Annotated in this window: 15 protein-coding genes; 7 read left to right on the forward strand and 8 right to left on the reverse strand. The window is 71.4% G+C overall.

Annotated features, from left to right (window positions below; translation table 11 throughout):
* Positions 1-74: 74 nt before the first annotated feature.
* The 4 genes from AWQ68_RS00200 to AWQ68_RS00215 are packed head-to-tail and all read left to right on the forward strand — an operon-like array spanning position 75 to position 4,302.
* Positions 75-992 (forward strand): carbohydrate ABC transporter permease, encoded by a 918-nt coding sequence (locus AWQ68_RS00200; RefSeq protein WP_066934030.1) that lies wholly within the window; start codon positions 75-77, stop codon positions 990-992.
* A gap of 45 nt (positions 993-1,037) precedes the next feature.
* Positions 1,038-1,859: a carbohydrate ABC transporter permease gene (locus AWQ68_RS00205; RefSeq protein WP_066932651.1), complete on the forward strand. Its 822-nt coding sequence runs from the start codon at positions 1,038-1,040 to the stop codon at positions 1,857-1,859.
* Complete coding sequence (locus tag AWQ68_RS00210) at positions 1,856-3,310, forward strand: GH1 family beta-glucosidase (RefSeq protein ID WP_084463513.1); 1,455 nt, start codon at positions 1,856-1,858, stop codon at positions 3,308-3,310. Before AWQ68_RS00205 ends, AWQ68_RS00210 begins: the two co-directional genes overlap by 4 nt.
* A complete protein-coding gene (locus tag AWQ68_RS00215) occupies positions 3,307-4,302 on the forward strand; it encodes a LacI family DNA-binding transcriptional regulator (RefSeq protein ID WP_066932654.1) in 996 nt (331 codons plus the stop codon). The genes AWQ68_RS00210 and AWQ68_RS00215 overlap by 4 nt, the downstream gene beginning before the upstream one ends.
* 16 nt (positions 4,303-4,318) lie before the next feature.
* On the opposite strand, the gene AWQ68_RS00220 is transcribed toward AWQ68_RS00215, so the two are convergent.
* From AWQ68_RS00220 to AWQ68_RS00245, 6 genes are all read right to left on the reverse strand, one after another.
* Positions 4,319-5,527, reverse strand: coding sequence for a hypothetical protein (locus AWQ68_RS00220; RefSeq protein WP_066932655.1), 1,209 nt, complete (start codon positions 5,525-5,527; stop codon positions 4,319-4,321).
* A gap of 1 nt (position 5,528) precedes the next feature.
* A complete protein-coding gene (locus AWQ68_RS00225; protein ID WP_066932656.1) occupies positions 5,529-5,909 on the reverse strand; it encodes a RidA family protein in 381 nt (126 codons plus the stop codon).
* A 22-nt stretch (positions 5,910-5,931) separates the two neighbouring features.
* Complete coding sequence (locus AWQ68_RS00230; RefSeq protein ID WP_066934036.1) at positions 5,932-7,170, reverse strand: alanine racemase; 1,239 nt, start codon at positions 7,168-7,170, stop codon at positions 5,932-5,934.
* Positions 7,171-7,341: 171 nt separating this feature from the next.
* Positions 7,342-8,940 carry an N-acyl-D-amino-acid deacylase family protein gene (locus tag AWQ68_RS00235; RefSeq protein ID WP_066932659.1) on the reverse strand — a complete coding sequence of 533 codons (1,599 nt, stop codon included), beginning with the start codon at positions 8,938-8,940 and terminating at the stop codon, positions 7,342-7,344.
* A gap of 219 nt (positions 8,941-9,159) precedes the next feature.
* Positions 9,160-12,621: a DUF4153 domain-containing protein gene (locus AWQ68_RS00240; protein ID WP_066932662.1), complete on the reverse strand. Its 3,462-nt coding sequence runs from the start codon at positions 12,619-12,621 to the stop codon at positions 9,160-9,162.
* Positions 12,618-13,307: a response regulator gene (locus AWQ68_RS00245; RefSeq protein ID WP_066932665.1), complete on the reverse strand. Its 690-nt coding sequence runs from the start codon at positions 13,305-13,307 to the stop codon at positions 12,618-12,620. The genes AWQ68_RS00240 and AWQ68_RS00245 overlap by 4 nt, the downstream gene beginning before the upstream one ends.
* A gap of 227 nt (positions 13,308-13,534) precedes the next feature.
* Here AWQ68_RS00245 and AWQ68_RS00250 point away from each other — a divergent pair, with 227 nt between their 5' ends.
* From AWQ68_RS00250 to AWQ68_RS00260, 3 genes are all read left to right on the forward strand, one after another.
* The gene (locus tag AWQ68_RS00250; RefSeq protein ID WP_066932667.1) at positions 13,535-14,386 is read left to right on the forward strand and encodes an arylamine N-acetyltransferase family protein; all 852 of its coding nucleotides are present in this window, start codon (positions 13,535-13,537) and stop codon (positions 14,384-14,386) included.
* A gap of 56 nt (positions 14,387-14,442) precedes the next feature.
* Positions 14,443-15,045 carry a hemerythrin domain-containing protein gene (locus AWQ68_RS00255; protein WP_066932669.1) on the forward strand — a complete coding sequence of 201 codons (603 nt, stop codon included), beginning with the start codon at positions 14,443-14,445 and terminating at the stop codon, positions 15,043-15,045.
* A 69-nt stretch (positions 15,046-15,114) separates the two neighbouring features.
* Complete coding sequence (locus AWQ68_RS00260) at positions 15,115-15,306, forward strand: tail-anchor membrane protein (RefSeq protein ID WP_066932672.1); 192 nt, start codon at positions 15,115-15,117, stop codon at positions 15,304-15,306.
* A 96-nt stretch (positions 15,307-15,402) separates the two neighbouring features.
* On the opposite strand, the gene AWQ68_RS00265 is transcribed toward AWQ68_RS00260, so the two are convergent.
* Complete coding sequence (locus tag AWQ68_RS00265; protein ID WP_066932675.1) at positions 15,403-15,729, reverse strand: DUF3817 domain-containing protein; 327 nt, start codon at positions 15,727-15,729, stop codon at positions 15,403-15,405.
* Positions 15,730-15,752: 23 nt separating this feature from the next.
* Positions 15,753-16,574, reverse strand: coding sequence for an SURF1 family protein (locus tag AWQ68_RS00270; RefSeq protein WP_066932678.1), 822 nt, complete (start codon positions 16,572-16,574; stop codon positions 15,753-15,755).
* Positions 16,575-16,607: the final 33 nt, after the last annotated feature.

Raw genomic sequence — 16,607 nt, forward strand, 5'->3', positions numbered from 1 at the left:
TGCCCGTCGCCAATCGGGCGCCGAACGCCCAGAGCCCGCCACGGCCGGGCGACGGCCGTAGGCGGTCGGCGACCATGCCGTGGCGCCACCGGCTGGACCGGTCGGTCTCTCCCTACGCCTACGTCGCGCCCTTCTTCCTGCTCTTCGCCGCCTTCGGCGTCTTCCCGCTGATCTACACGGCGTGGGTCTCGCTCCATGACTGGAACCTGCTGAGCAGCGAGAACCCGTTCGTGGGACTGGACAACTACCGGCAACTGCTGTCCGACGGCTACTTCTGGAACGCGGCGTTCAACACGCTGTCGATCGGCGTGCTGTCCGCCGTGCCCCAGCTCATCCTCGCCCTGGTGCTCGCCCACCTGCTCAACCGGCCGCTCCGGGCGCAGACCCTGTTCAGGATCACGCTGCTGCTGCCCAACGTCACCAGCGTCGTCGCGGTGGTCGTGATCTTCAGCCAGCTCTTCGGCCGCGACTTCGGCCTGGTCAACGCGCTCCTGGACCTCGTCGGGATCGACCGCGTGTACTGGCAGGCCAACGTGCTCAGCTCCCACGTCGCCATCGCCATCATGATCATGTGGCGGTGGACGGGGTACAACGCGCTGATCTACCTGGCCGCGATGCAGGCCATACCACGCGAGATCTACGAGGCGGCGACCATCGACGGCGCCTCGGCGGCGCGGCAGCTGTGGAACATCACGATCCCGATGATCCGGCCGACCGTCATCTTCACGGTGATCGTCACCACGATCGGCTCCATGCAGATCATCGCCGAGCCGTTGCTGTTCGGCGCGCAGGTGAGCAACGGCGCGGCGACCACCGGCGGCACCGACCGCCAGTTCCAGACGCTCGCGCTCTACCTGTACGAGAAGGGCTTCCGGAGCTTCGAGTTCGGCTACGCCTCGTCCGCCGCGTGGGTGATGTTCCTGCTCGTGGTGGTGGTCGTCGGCGTCAACTACCTGCTGGTCCGCAGGATGCGGGGAGGTCTCGGTGCCTGACGTGATCCGCCGTACCGGCGACGGCGACGGAGCCGGGAGGCGCGGATGAGATCCCTGCGCAAGCACCCGCTCACCTATCTCACGCTGCTCGCGGTCGCGTTCTTCTCCGCCTTCCCCGTCTACTGGAGCGTGATCGTCGCCTCGCACGACAACGCGGCGCTGGCCGAGATGCCGCCGCCGCTGCTGCCCGGCGGCAACTTCCTCGCCAACGTGTCCCGGGTCTTCGACACCGCGCCGTTCGCGCTCGCGCTGGCCAACTCGTTCGTGGTGGCCGGCACGATCACCGTCTCGGTGACGTTCTTCTCCACGCTGGCCGGTTTCGCGTTCGCGAAACTGCGCTTCCGGGGACGGAACGCGCTGCTCCTGCTCACCGTGGTCACCATGATGGTCCCGACGCAGCTCGGCATCATCCCGCTCTACATGCTGATGATCAAGCTGGAGTGGACCGGCACCCTGTACGCGGTGATCGTGCCGGCGCTCGTCAACGCGTTCGGCGTCTTCTTCATGACCCAGTACCTCAGCCGCGCGCTGCCCACCGAGCTGCTCGAGGCCGGGCGCATCGACGGCTGCGGCACCTGGCGGCTGTTCCGGCACGTGGTCGTCCCGGCGGCGCGGCCCGCCGCCGCGGTGCTCGGCATGCTGACCTTCATGACGGCCTGGAACGACTACTTCTGGCCGCTGGTCGTCCTCACCCCCGACGACCCGACCGTGCAGGTCGCGCTGTCCCAGCTCGCCAGCGGGTACGTCCGCGACTTCACGCTCGGGCTGACCGGGACGGCGGTGGCGACCCTCCCGCTCGTGCTCATCTTCGTCCTTCTCGGCAAGCAGATCATCGGAGGAATCATGCAGGGAGCGGTCAAAGGATGAGCACCACGACCACCGCGCACTCGGGGGAGCCCTCGGCCACGCGAGACGAGACGAGCGGACGCGGCGAGACGGGGCCGGTCTTCCCCGACGGCTTCGTCTGGGGCGCCGCGACCGCCGCGTACCAGATCGAGGGCGCCTGGGACGAGGACGGCCGGGGGCGCTCCATCTGGGACAGGTTCTCCCGTCTGCCCGGCAAGGTGGCGGACGGCCACACCGGAGACGTCGCCTGCGACCACTACCACCGCTACGCGGAGGACGTCCGGCTCATGGCCGATCTCGGCCTGGCGGCCTACCGCTTCTCCGTCGCCTGGCCGCGCGTGCTGCCCACCGGCTCGGGCCCGGTCAACCCGCGCGGCCTCGACTTCTACGACCGGCTGGTGGACGAGTTGCTCGCGCACGGCATCACGCCGTACCCGACGCTTTATCACTGGGATCTCCCCCAGCTTCTGGAGGACGAGGGCGGCTGGACGAGCAGGGACGTGGCGTACCGGTTCGCCGACTACGCGGTCGCCGTACACGATCGGCTCGGTGACCGGATCCGGACCTGGACGACCCTGAACGAGCCGTGGGTCGCGGCCTTCCTCGGCTACGGCTCCGGCGTGCACGCGCCGGGACGGCAGAGCCCGGCCGCCGCCTTCCGCGCCGCGCACCACCTGCTGCTCGGGCACGGGCTGGCCGCCTCCGCGCTGCGTGCGGCCGGCGCCGCAGAGATCGCGCTGACCCTCAACCTGGCGCCCGTGATCGGGACCGGCGCGTGCGAACGGCACGACGCGTGCGCCGCCGTGAGCACCGTGGACGGGCTGCTCAACCGGCAGTTCCTCGAACCCGCGCTGCGTGGTCGCCATCCGCTGGACGTGCTGGAGATCGTCGCCCGGCATGGCGGCCTCGAACACATCGAAGACGGCGACCTGGAGATCATCCACCAGCCGCTGGACCTGCTCGGGATCAACTACTACAACCCGTCCTTCGTGTCCTGCGCGCCCGGCGCTCCCGGCGACCGGGTCTACCCCGGCAGCGAGGGCATCCGGTTCGACCGCCCGGCCGGGCCGACGACCGCGATGGACTGGCCCATCGCCCCGTCGGGTCTGGAGTCGCTCCTGCTCCGGCTCGCCCGCGACTATCCCGAGGTCGGCCTGCTGGTCACCGAGAACGGCGCCGCCTTCGACGACGTCGTCCGGGACGGACGGGTGGCCGACACCGAGCGGATCGGCTACCTGGACGGCCACCTGCGGGCCGCCCACGCGGCGATCTCGGCCGGTGCGGACCTGCGCGGTTATCTCGTATGGTCGCTGCTGGACAACTTCGAGTGGGCCTACGGCTACCACAAGAGGTTCGGCATCGTGTACGTCGACTTCGCGACCCAGCGGCGCATTCCCAAGGAAAGCGCGCTGTGGTATCGGGAGGTCATCAGCCGCAACGGCCTCTCCTACGGCTCTCAGGGGGACAGATGAAGCGACCCACTCTGGAGGCGGTCGCCGCGCGGGCCGGGGTGTCCCGCGCGACCGTCTCCCGGGTCGTCAACGGCCAGGCGACCGTGACGCCGCAGATCAGGGAGGCCGTGCTGCGTGCGGTCGACGAGCTGGGATACGTGCCCAACTCGGCCGCGCGCAGCCTGGTCACCCAGCGGACCGACTCGATCGCCCTGGTCGTCTCCGAGCCGCCGACCAGGGTCTTCTCCGAGGACCCGATGTTCTCCACGGTCATCAGGTCCGCCAGCCTGGAGCTTGAGGCCGCCGACCGCCAGGTCGTGCTCATGCTGGCGGGCTCCGCCAAGAGCCACGCCAGGATCGAGCGGTACATCGCCGGCGGCCACGTGGACGGCGTCATGCTGATCTCGATGCACGGCGCCGACCCGCTGCCCGCCGCGATCTCCCGTATGTCCGTCCCGATCGTCTCGTACGGCAGGCCGGCCGTGCCGGTGCCCCTGCCGTACGTGGACAACGACAACGTGGGCGGCGCGGAGAAGGCGGTCCGCCACCTCCTCGAAAGGGGACGGCGGCGCATCGCGACCATCGCCGGACCGCAGGACATGATCGGCGGCCAGGACCGGCTGGCCGGCTACCGCAACGTGCTCCGGGAGTCCGACCGCCGCTCCATCGTCGCCGTCGGCGACTTCACCCGGGAGTCCGGCGCGGTGGCCATGCGCCAACTCCTTCGGGACGACCCCGACCTCGACGCGGTCTTCGTGGCCAACGACCTGATGGCCGTCGGCGCGCTCCAGTCGCTGCGGCAGGCGGGCCGGAGGGTCCCGGACGACGTGGCGGTCGTGGGCTTCGACGACATCGAGGCCGCGAAGTTCACCGAACCTCCGCTGACCACGATCCGGCACCCCTTCACCGAGCAGGCCGCGGCCATGGTGAAGCTCCTGCTCGGCCTCTTCGAAGGCGGCCCCACGGACCCGGTGATCCTCCCCACCGAACTCGTCGTCCGCGAATCCGCCTAATACGGGGACGCTCGGGTCAGCCGAGTGCTCCCGGGATGCGGCCGAGGACGTCGAAGGAGGCCAGGCCGTAGGCGTAGAAGTCCACGGCCTCGGCTCCGGCCGCCTTGGCCGCGCGGACCTTGGCGGCGAGCCGATCCTCGGAGTCGGTGTCGGGCGGCCCCGGCCGCAGGACGGCGCGCAGTTCCCGGTCCTTGCCCACCGACCGCTGGTAGGCGGCGATGTCGTCGGCCACACGGGCGGCGTCCCTGGCGTAGGCGAGCACGGCGAAGGACGGCACGATGTCCCCGAGGGCGACCAGGTCCACCCCGAGCTGCCAGGAGTCGTGGGCCGCGAGACCCGCGGACGGCAGGCCGTCGGCGTAGCCCTTGCAGGCGCCGGTCGCGTCCAGGAAGGTCAGCCGCGCGCCTTCCGCGGTCACGGCCTCGGACACCTCGGCCACCAGTGACGTCACCGTCTCGGAGCGCGCCCTGGCGTACGCGACGACCTCGGGGCCGGCGTAGGCGGTCAGCGCGGCACGGGTCACCTCGCCCTGGGCGGGCGGGTCGCCGTCCAGGACGCCGCCGACGATGCGTGCGCACTCCTCGCGGGCGACCTCGGCGTTCACGCCGAGGTCCGTGGCCCGGCGCATGCAGTGGTCGCAGAAGCACAGGCCGAAGAGGAACGCGTCCATCGGCCCGAGTGCCACGAAGCACCGCTCGTGGTGGTAGCCGTGGCCGAAGGTGCCGAAGTGCAGGGCCTCCGCGACCACGCTGTCCACACCCTGCCGGGCCGCCGCGCGGCCCAGCGCCACCGCGTACGCGCGGACGTCCGGGTGGGCCGGGCAGAGATCGGCGGGAGATCCCCGGTCGCCGAAGCAGTTCTGGACGGTGACGTCCGGAAAGGCCAGCCCCAGCGTGGTGTTGTGCAGGAAGACCGTCCAGGCGTGCATCTTGAGGCCGCGTTCGGCGCAGGCGCGGCGCAGATCGGCGAGGGGTTCCTCGTCGGCGCCCTCCTGCACCGGGGGAGCCAGCCGCAGCCCGGCGAAGAGGTCGTCGGGCGGTGGGAAGTGGACGCCGTCCCGCCTGAGTGTCACGCGGGAGGCGCCGTGCGGGGTGACATCCCGCGCCCGGTGATAGGCGGCGGCGATCGTCACCCCCTGGGCGCCGTATCCGGCCACCCGGTCGAGGACCTCGTCCACTCCCTCGCCGCGCAGGTCCTCGACGAAGACGTAAAGCGAGCTGTCCACGTCAACGGCCCTTGTACGCCACGAAGTCGATCTCGACCAGGATGTCCATCAGGTCGGAGCCGACGGTCGTACGCACCGGATAGGGCGGGGTGAAGTACGACTTGTAGACCTCGTTGTAGGCGGCGAAGTCCTCTTTCAGGTTCTGCAGATGGACGGTGGCCTTGACGACGTCGTCGAAGGTCAGCCCCTCGGCGGCGAGCACCGCGCCGAGGTTCTGCATGGTGCGGTGCGTCTGGGCCGCCACGTCGTCCCCCACGACCTCGCCGGTCTCCGGGTCGAGCGGCCCCATGCCGGAGGTGTAGAGGAAGTCGCCGACGACGAGCCCCTGCGAGTACGCGCCGACGGGCGCGGCACCCTCAGTCGTACGGATCTCCCGCTTCATGTCACCCAACTCCTGGACGTCGCTAGAAATAGGTTTTGATCACATCAATGACGACATAATCGTCGTCAACCACCGGGATGATCCGCCACTTGTCGAACGCGGTGCAGGGGTGCGACAGGCCGAACGACACCAGGTCTCCCGGCCGGATCCGCTCCTCCCCCGGTGGGAAGCGCAGGTAGGTGTGCTGATCCTGGACCTTGACGACCCGCGCCTCCTCCAGCCATCCGGCCGTCTCGCCGTTCACGGTCCGCACCGTCGGCAGGTCGATGTCGTACGGAACGTCCCGCTTGCCCATCCCGAGCAGCGCGAGACCGGGCTCGGGCACCGACAGCACCTGCGCCCAGGCCTCCAGGGCGGGCAGCAGCCGGCCCTCGATCCGGTTGTACGGCGTGACCTCCCGGTAGAAGCCGTCGTCGTGGGTGACGTAGGCCCCGCTCCGCAGCAGCACCAGCGCGTCGAGCCCGCCCTCCTCCCGGGATCGCGCCAAGGGGGCCAGCTCCTCGGCGACCAGGTCGAACCACGCGCTCCCGCCCGCGGAGACGACCAGCCGCCCGGCCGCGACCGGGGAGCCCTCCGGCGAGACATCTGGGACGACGTGCGGCGCGACGGCCTCGGCGGCGGCGCGCAGCTCGCGGAGGATCTGCCGCACCTCGTCCGGCCCGGACCGGGTGCCCTCGTAGCAGGCCACGCCGGCCAGCTCCACACCGGGAGACGTCCGTACGGCGTCGGCGACGGCCAGCAGCTCGGCGAGGCCGCGGCAACCGGTCCGCCCGCCGGCGTGGCCCAGCTCGACCAGGACCCGGAACGGCACCGCCCCGGCGGACTCGGAGAGGATCCGCACCCCCTCGACGGAGTCGGCGTAGCAGAGGAACTCCAGCCCCCGCTCCACCTCGCCCGCCAGCAGGCGCAGCGCGGCCCGGTCGACGATCTCGTTGGCCAGCAGCACACGCGGCACGCCCAGGCGGCGGTAGACGAGCGCCTGCCCGGGCGTCGCGGCGGTGATCCCCCAGGCACCGGCGTCGAGCTGCGCCCGGAAGATCGCGGGAGCCATCGTGGTCTTGCCGTGCGGCGCGAACGCGATCCCGTGGGCGCGGGTGAAGGCGGCGAGCGTGGCGATGTTGTGGTCGAGCGCCGACCGCTTCACGACCATCACCGGCCAGGTGAAGGATCCGTCGAACAGGGAGTGCCGCGCCGCGGCGAACTCACGCGCGGTGATCGGCTCGCCGGTGTGCAGGAATCCGCGCGTGCTCCAGTCGATCATCACGTCGGCCGCGTCGCCGCGGACAGAACCGGGAACGAGGCCGGAGCCCGCCGGTTGACCGGTGATCGGGTCCGGGCTGAGGCCGCCGCCGACGTCACCATCCGCGATGCGCACGCCGTCCCCCTTGCCCCGGTATAGACCACCTGGGTGGATCGTACTGGACCGGCGGCTTCATGAGGCGGGTCGCAGGGCGCGGCCAGGTGTGGCGCCGGTCAGCCGTCCCCCGGCCAGCACCGGTACGCCGGAAACCAGCACGTCATCGATGCCGACCGCCAGGGAACGCGGGTTCTCGTACGTCGCGGTGTCGGCGACGCGCAACGGATCGACCACGATCACGTCGGCGACCTGGCCGCGCCGCAGGAGGCCGCGGTCCGGCAGGCGGAAACGGCGGGCGGGGTGCGACGCGAGGTGGACGGCGGCCTGCTCCCAGGTGAGATCGCCGAGCTCCCGGACATGCCTGCCCAGATAGCGGGCGAACGCCCCGAACCCCCGCGGATGAGGGTGACCTCCCACATAGATGCCGTCGGAGCCGCCGGTGTGTCCGGGGTCGCGCAAGATCGCACGGATCGACGCCTCGCCCTCGGGGCCCTCGTCCGGCCGCGCCGCCACGCAGCCCGCTTCGAGCCGGGTCTCGATCAGGAGCGTCCGGGCGAACTCGGCCGGCTCCATGCCGTGCCGTCCGGCGGCGTCGGGCAGCGTCAAGCCTTCCGCCCACTCGAAACCGGGCGCGTGGGACAGCGTGATCCGTCCCCACACGTCGGCGAACCCGGCCCAGTCCCGCGCCAGCCGTTCCGGCTCGGCGCGCAGGGCGGCCACGGCGCGGGCGGGATCGGCCGCGGGCACCCAGGACGGCAGCAGCACCATCGCGAGGATGGTGCTGCTCCGCAGGTACGGATAGGTGTCGAAGCTCAGGTCCACGTCCCGTCGCCGCGCGTCGTCGAGCAGCGGGAGAAGGGTGCGCGCCGGGCCGTGGTAGTGCGAGACGTGCACCGGCGCGCCGGAGCGGATGCCGATCTCGACCGCTTCCGCCATGCCCGTCGGCGCCGTCGCGCCGTAGCCCCTCATGTGGGTCACGTACGGCAGGCCGCCCAGCGGCTCGCACAGGTGCGCCAGCTCGGCCGTGTCCGCGTACCGGCCGGGGGCGTACTCCAGGCCGGACGACAGGCCCGCGGCGCCCTCGGACAGCCCTCGCTCGACGCGTTCCCGCATGGCCCGCAGCTCGGCCGCGTCGGGGGCTCGCTCCGCCGCGCCCATGACGTCGAACCGGATGGTGCCGTGCGGCAGCAGGTACGCGGTGTTCACGGCGGTCGCGCAGTCATAGCCGTCGAGCAGCTCGGCGACGGCGACCGGCCCGTCCACGCCCGGATGGCCCCCGTTGACGGCGGCGAAGTAGCGGCTCGCGTAGTCGAACCCGGCCTTGGTCGTGGTCGGCGCGTACGACAGCCCGTCCTGTCCGAGGACGAACGTGGTCACCCCCTGCCGCAGCGCCGCGAGCTGGATCTCCGGATCGAGGACGACGGCGTCGCCGTGGGCGTGGCAGTCGACCAGCCCGGGCAGCACGTACCGGCCGGTCGCGTCGATGACGGTGGCGGCGTGGCTCTCGCCCTCCGGGTCGGATCCCGGCTCTCCGGACGGACTCTCGGTGGCCGAAGGACGCAGCGGCCCCACGACGGTGATCCGGCCGTCCGCGATGCCGACATCGGCCCGGTAGGGAGGCGCTCCCGTCCCGTCGACCACCCAGCCGCCGATGATCAGCACATCAAGATTCACAATGCCCGATTCAATCACTTTCCCGGTGAATCGGGCGTTGTCCACGGCCTTGCCCGCGCGCTTGTCCGTGCCCTTCTCCGTGCCCTTCTCCGTGCCCTTGTCCGCGCGCGGGCCACATCGCCGGCCGTATCATGCGCCACACCGGCAGACGGCCGCCGGAGCGTCGGGCTTCCCGTGCCGGCGTTTCGCCTGTCCGCCCAGGCAGCGGGCGGACAGGCGTCAGGATGCGAACCTGCCGGCAGGGTCCGGGCACTCGGCGTCCGCGCGGACCGGGTGCCGGCGCAGCACGTCGCGCGCCCGTTCCCTGGCGAGGTTCCAGCCGTTCCACGGGTCGGGGCGGTCGAGGCGGTTCGCCGCGACCACATCTCGCAGCACGCAGCTCCTGACCGGCTCGGGCAGCCGGTCCAGCGCGGGTACGGCCTCCGAGCCGAGACCGGCCAGGTAGTCGTGGTCCAGCCGGTGCACCCCGCGTACCGAGAGCTGGGTCTCGGCCACCCGCGCCTCGGGGTTCCACGCGGCGAAGGCCAGCACTGACAGGCCGGTGACGAGCACGAACGTGCGGGAGAACCACGCCGTCCGGTGCCGGGCGAGCCGTACCGCCCCCGCCGCCAGGACGAGCACGAACACCGCGGCCAGCCACCACAGCGTCGCCTCGACGATGGCCCGCAGCCGGGTCACGCCGTACGCGCTGGTGTAGAGGTCCAGGCGGTGCAGCGCCGACGCCAGGACGACCAGCGTGAACACGCACAGCGGCCCGAGCAGCCCGGCGAGCAGCCATCGGTCGGCGGCGCCCTTGAGATGGAGGAAGACGACCGCGGCGGCGACGACGCCCAGGACGAAGACGCTCACCGTCACCAGCTCGAAGAACCCCGACCGCGCGTACTCGGCGTAGGTGAGACCGGCCGTGGAGAGGACCCGCCGGTTCCCGCCGAACAGGACGGTGACCTGCACCGCGACGAACGCCGCGAACAGCAGGTTGAGCCCGACCAGCGGCACCACCCAGACCATGCGGCTGACCGGGGCCCGCAGGTTCGGGGCTTCGGGCTCGACGACGGGCCGCAGGCCGACCAGGACCGCCGCCACCACGAGCAGCCCGAACACCACGAACAGGACGGTCCGGTACGGCAGGTCCGCCGTCCAGTCGGGGGCGCGCAGCAGTTCGCGCGCGAAGGTGGAGAACACCGCGTCGGCCGAGCTGAACAGCAGCCCGAACACCCCGAGGAGGACGACCGTGAGGCCGGCGCTGGCCAGCCCGGAGAGCAGCCATCGGCCCTTGAACAGCCGTTTCATCGGCGCGGAGAGGAACCACGGCAACGGTGGCAGCGTGAGGAGCACCGACAGCCCGCCCCGGATCACCCCCAGCCAGCCCGTACCCGCGCCGGACACGGCGAGCGAGGCGACGCCGAAGCCCGCGAGCAGCGACGGCGTGACCAGCCAGTCGGCGTCCCGGAACACCGCCACGGACACCAGCGCGTAGGCGAGCAGGCCGAACCCCACCGCCCACGGGGTCAACCGCCGCCGCACCACAGGGAGCAGCGCGAGCAGCGTGGCCGCCCCGAGGCTCACCGCCCCCGCCACGACCCCCGCCCCCAGCGGCGCGTACGGCATGGCCACAGCCGCCACCAGGCCGCCCGCCGCCGCCGCGGGGAGCATCCATCGCGGCGCCTCCGGCAGCTCGGGCCTCGGGAACAGCGACGGGGGCACGTACGCGGGCGGCCCCGGCGGCTGGGGAGGCACTGGCGACCCCGGAAGCTGGGGGGGCGTAGAGGGCCTGAGGGGCTGTGGAGGCGGCGCTGATGCTGCGGGAACGTTGGGAGAGACAGGAGGCACCCCAGACACGCTGGTCTCCGACATCGATCTCGCCGCAGCCTCGACATCGACGTCGGCGGGCTCAGCGGCATCGCGGGAGCCGAAAGCCACCTCCTCCGAGTCCGCCGGATCAGGCAGGACTTCCGAGCCCGCGCGATCAAGCACTTCCTCCGAGTCGACATCCTCGGACGTGGTGGCGTCGGACGCCGACGTGCCCATGATGGTCTCCGGATCCGCCGCATGGTGCCGCATGCCTGCCGCCTCACTCCCAACGGGTACAGCGTCGGCCAGGTCGAATCCCGGTGCCCGGGCCCCGGGAACCTCAAGCCGAGCCGCCGGAACCTCAACCCCCAGAAACTCAGCCCGAACCCCCGGAACCTCAGCCCGGGCCGCCTCGGAGCCGACGTCAGATCCCGTCTTCTCCGATCCCGGCGGCTCAGCCACAACCATCCCGAGCACGGGCGATGCAGAGGTGAGCGCCTCGGGCACCGGCGGCTCAGCCCCAGCCATCCCGAGCACGGGCGATGCAGAGGTGAGCGCCTCGGGCACCGGCGGCTCAGCCCCAGCCATCCCGAGCACGGGCGACTCGGTGGTGAGCGCCGCGGGCACCGGTGCCTCCGCCGTCTCGGGGGCGGAGGAAGCCGCTCTGCCGATTCCAGGCAGCATCCAGCCTTCGGAAGCGGCGGCCTTCCCGGACGCCGAAGCGCCCGGCGCCGAAGCCGGCGATGCCTCCGGGCCCGATGCATGCGGTCCAGTCGAGGCCGAAGACCCCGACGCCTCAAATGCCTCTGAACTCTCAAATGCCGCAAATGCCTTGGAGGCCTCGTTCGTCTCCGAGATCGGCGACGTCTCCAAGGCCGCCTGCAGCGAGCACTCCATTGGCGAAGCCAGACCGGGAAGCTCGACGATCATGCGACATCCGGGGCCGTCCCCGATCCGGATCCGGCCGCCGTGCAGTTCGACGATCTCCTTGGCGATCGCGAGGCCGAGCCCGGCGCCTCCCGCGTCGGCGGCCCGGCCCGCGTCCAGGCGGGAGAACCGTTCGAAGACCCGGGCGCGCTCCGAGGCGGGGATCCCGGGCCCGCCGTCCACCACCGCGATCTCGACGTCCACGCCGGACGTGTGCGCGGACAGCCGGACCGTCCCGCCGGGCGGGCTGTGCCGTACGGCGTTGTCGAGCAGATTGGCGAGCACCTGGGCGAGGAGGCCGGGGTCGGCGACCAGCCGGGTGCCGGGCGGGACGTGGCTCTGCACCGTGACGTCGTCGCGGGCGAGCGCCGCCTCGCCGACCGCCTGGCGGCACAGCGACACCAGGTCGAGCGTCTCCGGCTCGATCAGCCGGGCGCCGGAGTCGAGGCGCGACAGGTCGAGAAGCTGGGCGACCAGGCGGCCGAGCCGCTGTGTCTGGGCGAGCGCGGTGCCCAACGTGTCGACGTCGGGGGGCGAGACACCGTCCACGACGTTCTCCAGCACGGCCTGCAGCCCGGTGATGGGGGTGCGCAGCTCGTGGCTGACGTTGGCGACGAGCTCGCGCCGCTGCCGGTCGACCTCGCCCAGATCGGCGGCCATGGCGTTGAAGGCCCGGGCCAGCTCGCCGACCTCGTCCCTCGACGTGGCCGACACACGCATGCCGTACCGGCCTTTGGCGATCGTCTGGGCGGCCGCGGCCATCTCGCGGAGCGGCTTGGTCATCCCCAGGGCGAGAAGCTGGACCATGATCAACGCGAGGACCACCGCGATGGCGATCCTGACGTTCCGCGACAGTCCGGAGTTGATGCCGACCTCGTTGACCACGAACGCGGCGACCACCGCGAGCACGATCACGAGGCCGAGCTTGACCTTGATCCGGCCCAGGAAGTCGAGCGGCCTCATGGACGGACCAGCGCGTATCCGACGCCATGGACCGTACGGACGACCTGGGGACCGAGCTTGCGGCGCAGGGCGCGGACGTGGCTGTCCACGGTCCGCGTGGCCGCGGCCTCGGAGAAGCCCCAGATGTCCGACAGGAGCCGTTCCCGCTCGAAGACCTGGCCGGGACGCTCGGCGAGCCTTCTGAGCAGGTCGAACTCGGTCCGGGTGAGCTGCGCCTCGGCCCCGCGTACGAAGACGCGCCGCTCCGCCGTGTCGATCTCCACCTCGCCGACCCGGATGATCGCGTCCTCATGGGCCAGGACGGCCGCGCGCTCCACCCGGCGGAGCAGCGCGTGGATCCGCGCGACGAGCTCTCGCATGCTGAACGGCTTGGCGAGGTAGTCGTCCGCGCCCACGCCGAGCCCCACCAGGACATCGGTCTCCTCGCCCAGCGCGGTCAGCATGAGGACGGGGACCGGCCGGGCCGCCTGGATGCGGCGGCACACCTCCAGACCGTCCAGGCCGGGCAGCAGCCGGTCCAGCACCACCAGATCGGGCTCCGCCCGGGCGTACGCCGCCAGCGCGGCCTCGCCGTCGTGTACGACCCGCACGTCGAAACCCTCGGCGGTGAGCCGGTTCCGTACGGCTGTCGCGATCGTCTCGTCGTCCTCGACCACGAGGACGCGCCGATGCTGTGAGGGACCCATGGCGGCAGCCTAGGACCGCCGTGTGCAGAGAGATCAGGGTCGAATGTGCAGATCCCGTGCAACAGAAGAGATCGGCCGGGATTCCCCCGCGCCGGGCCGCGTCTCGCTTTCCGCGTCGTACTCCAGCCACCCCGCGTGGTACTCCCGCTCTCCTCCGGCGCGATCCCCTGCGGTGGCCGCCGCGCTCGGCGCAACGCCCTGTCGTACCCGCGTTGTACCGTGAGCCGGTGATTGATCGATATCTCCGGCGCCTGGGGCTGAACGACGCGCCGCCCAGCGTGGAGGGCCTCTTCCGGCTGCAGCGAGCTCACGTCGAGCGCGTGCCGTACGAGAACCTGGAGATCTGGCTGGACCGTCCGACGACGGTGGATCCGATGGAGTCGGCCCTGCGGATCATCTCGGGGCGGGGCGGGTACTGCTTCCACCTCAACGGCGCCCTCTCCCTGCTGCTCGAACGGCTGGGGTACCAGGTCACCCGGCACTACGGCGGGGTGCAGAACTCCCCCGACATCGCGCCGGGCGCCAACGGCAACCATCTGGTGCTGGTGGTCTCCGGCCTGCCGTCCGACGGCAATCCGGAAGGCCGGTGGTTCGTGGACGCCGGGCTCGGCGACGGGATCCACGAGCCGCTCCCTCTGGTGGAGGGCACCTACGGGCAGGGCCCGTTCCAGTACGGTCTGCGCCCGTCCGCAAGTGATCCGGGCGGTTGGCGGTTCGACCACGACCATCGGTGCAGCTTCACCGGCATGGACTTCCGGCCGGAGCCGTGCGAGATGAACGCCTTCGCCGCGAAACACGAGTTCCTGTGCACGTCACCGGAGTCCGGGTTCGTGCGGGCGGCCGCGATCGCCCGGCGCGACGCCACCGGGGTCGACTCCCTGACCGGCCTCGTCCTCAAGCGGATCGGCTCGGAGACCGGCTCCCCCACGACGCTCGACCGGCCGGAGGACTACTTCGCGGCGCTGGCCGACGTCTTCGGAATGCCGCTCGACGACGTGTCCGCCGCCGAGCGGGAGAAGCTGTGGCAGCGCCTGTACAGCGCGCACGAGCGCTGGCTGCGCCGCGACAACCCCTCCTGAGAGGTTTCGGCTGGTAGGGAGGGGTAGGCCCAGACAGGACCCGGAAGGAGGAGCACATGGACCGCCAGACGACGCCGGAAACGATGCGTGAACACGACGTCATCGACCTGCTACTGCGGCAGCACAGCCTCATCAGGGACCTGTTCGACGAGGTCGACAGGAGCCAGGGAGACGCCCGCAAGGAGGCTTTCGCGCGGCTGCTTCGCCTGTTGGCCGTACACGAGACCGCGGAGGAGGAGATCGTGCACCCGTTCGCCCGGCGCAAGCTGGTCGACGGCGAATCGATCATCGACAGCCGGCTGAAGGAGGAGCACGAGGCCAAGGAGATGCTGTCCCGCATGGACGGCATGGACACCTCGACGTCCGAGTTCTCCCGGCAGTTGCAGATCCTGCGGGCCTCGGTCTTCGCGCACGCGGCCGCCGAGGAACGCTACGAGTTCGCCGAGCTGAGGGCCTCGACGAGCCAGGCCGAGCGCCGAGCGCTGGCCGTCGGGGTCAAGGCGGCGGAGGCACTCGCGCCCACCCACCCGCACGCCGGGGTCGAGTCCGCCGCGGCGAACCTGCTGCTCGGACCGCCGGTGGCGATCATGGACAGGGCGCGGGACGTGATCCGCAAGGCGATGGGCAAGAAGACCACAGGCGAGGAGAGCACCGAGTAGGACGTCAGGAACTCGGCTGTATCCGCGGACGTTGTCATAGGCGACGCTCTGGACGGAAAGGCCCGGACAATGTCTCCACTCGGGAAGTACTACATCGGCGCGGCTGCGGTTTCCGTGCTCTCGCTCTGGTTGCTGCCGAGCCTGGTCGCCTGGCTCGTCGTGATCGGCGTCCTCGGCGCGCCGGTCGTCGCCTACTTCATGCTCGACGAGTCCCAGCGGGCTCGGCTGCGCCGGATCAGACGCCGCCAGATCGGCGGTTGACACACGCCCGGTCGAACCGACGGCCGCAGCCGGAGAGAAACAGCGGCGCCCGTGACCCCTCGAAGGTCACGGGCGCCGTCTCCGTTTCGGACGAGGTCAGGCGGTGGACGCCGCCGCCTCGATCTCGCGGGTCACCCGCACCGTGGCGCTCTTCTCCACGACGAACGACAGGAACGGGATGGTGCCCGCGATCAGCACCAGCAGCAGGTATCCGACCGGCCAGCGCGCCTTGAGCCCCAGGTTGAGCGCGGCCAGCAGGTAGACCATGTACAGGAAGCCGTGGACCGGCCCGATGACCGCGACGAAGGTGCCGTTGTCGAACCCGTACTTCACCACCATGGCGGCGCAGAGCAGGAGAAGCATCACGCCGACGATGTAGGCCATGACGCAGTACGGCTTGAGCGCTGATTGCACGACGATCATTACCTCTGCTGGGAAAACTGTCCTCACACGATATCCGCGACCGGTGCCGGTCCGTCCGCCGGTCCGTCCGCCTCGGCCCTGTCGGGCGACCGCTCCCCCGTCCGCGCCGCGCGTACGGCGTCGCGGACGAAGTGGTACCACATGAACACGGCGAAGATCGCGAAGATCCACCACTGCGCGGCGTAGGCCAGGTTGCGCCAGGTGAGCCCCCCGCCGACGGTGGGAGCGGGCACCGCGACCGGCTTGGCGGTCGCGGGCGGGGCCTGCTCGGTCGCCACGACGAACCCGCTGCGCAGCCTGCCCTCCGGCCACAGGTTGATCAGCTCGCTGGTGGAGACGGTGGCGACCTGGCCCGTGGGCAGGGTTCCGCTCCGCTGCACGGCGTCGGTCTGCTCGGCCGGGCGGAGCCGTCCGGTGACCGTCACCGCCCCCTCGGGCACGGCGGTCGCCGGATCTGTCATCGTGGGGATCCAGCCCCGCACGATCGGGACGCTCGTCCCGTCGGCCAGCCGCAACGGCGTGAGGATCCAGAAGCCGCGCCCGCTCGCGACCCGCCCGCCCGGCGCCGAGACGTCGGGCTCCCGGTCGGCGACGAGGAGCTGGTTCCTGGCGTCGTACGTTCCCTGCGCGGTCACCAGGCGCCCGGCCACGTCCGACCCCGTGTGGCCGTCCAGCCGGGCGAGTTCGGCGACGGCGACGGGCGCGGGGTCGGAGGCCGCAATTGGCTTCCCGGATGCCTCGAACTCGCCGAGCTGCCAGCGTCCCAGCAGGAAGAAGGAGACCAGCACTCCGACCAGCAGCAGGTGAAGGGCCACCAGCCGGGGCGAGAACAGGGTGCGGAGCATGGCTAACACGCTATCCGCCGCCCACGGCGGTCC

The sequence above is a fragment of the Microtetraspora fusca genome (assembly GCF_001570365.1).
GTDB classification, from domain to species: Bacteria; Actinomycetota; Actinomycetes; order Streptosporangiales; family Streptosporangiaceae; genus Microtetraspora; species Microtetraspora fusca.

Coding starts and splice junctions, on each gene's coding strand:
- AWQ68_RS00245 (WP_066932665.1), bottom strand. CDS start 13,307: ATGGGTCCCTCACAGCATCGGCGCGTCCTCGTGGTCGAGGACGACGAG.
- AWQ68_RS00240 (WP_066932662.1), bottom strand. CDS start 12,621: ATGAGGCCGCTCGACTTCCTGGGCCGGATCAAGGTCAAGCTCGGCCTC.
- AWQ68_RS00200 (WP_066934030.1), top strand. CDS start 75: ATGCCGTGGCGCCACCGGCTGGACCGGTCGGTCTCTCCCTACGCCTAC.
- AWQ68_RS00255 (WP_066932669.1), top strand. CDS start 14,443: ATGGACCGCCAGACGACGCCGGAAACGATGCGTGAACACGACGTCATC.
- AWQ68_RS00215 (WP_066932654.1), top strand. CDS start 3,307: ATGAAGCGACCCACTCTGGAGGCGGTCGCCGCGCGGGCCGGGGTGTCC.
- AWQ68_RS00230 (WP_066934036.1), bottom strand. CDS start 7,170: ATGATCGACTGGAGCACGCGCGGATTCCTGCACACCGGCGAGCCGATC.
- AWQ68_RS00270 (WP_066932678.1), bottom strand. CDS start 16,574: ATGCTCCGCACCCTGTTCTCGCCCCGGCTGGTGGCCCTTCACCTGCTG.
- AWQ68_RS00265 (WP_066932675.1), bottom strand. CDS start 15,729: ATGATCGTCGTGCAATCAGCGCTCAAGCCGTACTGCGTCATGGCCTAC.
- AWQ68_RS00210 (WP_084463513.1), top strand. CDS start 1,856: ATGAGCACCACGACCACCGCGCACTCGGGGGAGCCCTCGGCCACGCGA.
- AWQ68_RS00260 (WP_066932672.1), top strand. CDS start 15,115: ATGTCTCCACTCGGGAAGTACTACATCGGCGCGGCTGCGGTTTCCGTG.
- AWQ68_RS00205 (WP_066932651.1), top strand. CDS start 1,038: ATGAGATCCCTGCGCAAGCACCCGCTCACCTATCTCACGCTGCTCGCG.
- AWQ68_RS00225 (WP_066932656.1), bottom strand. CDS start 5,909: ATGAAGCGGGAGATCCGTACGACTGAGGGTGCCGCGCCCGTCGGCGCG.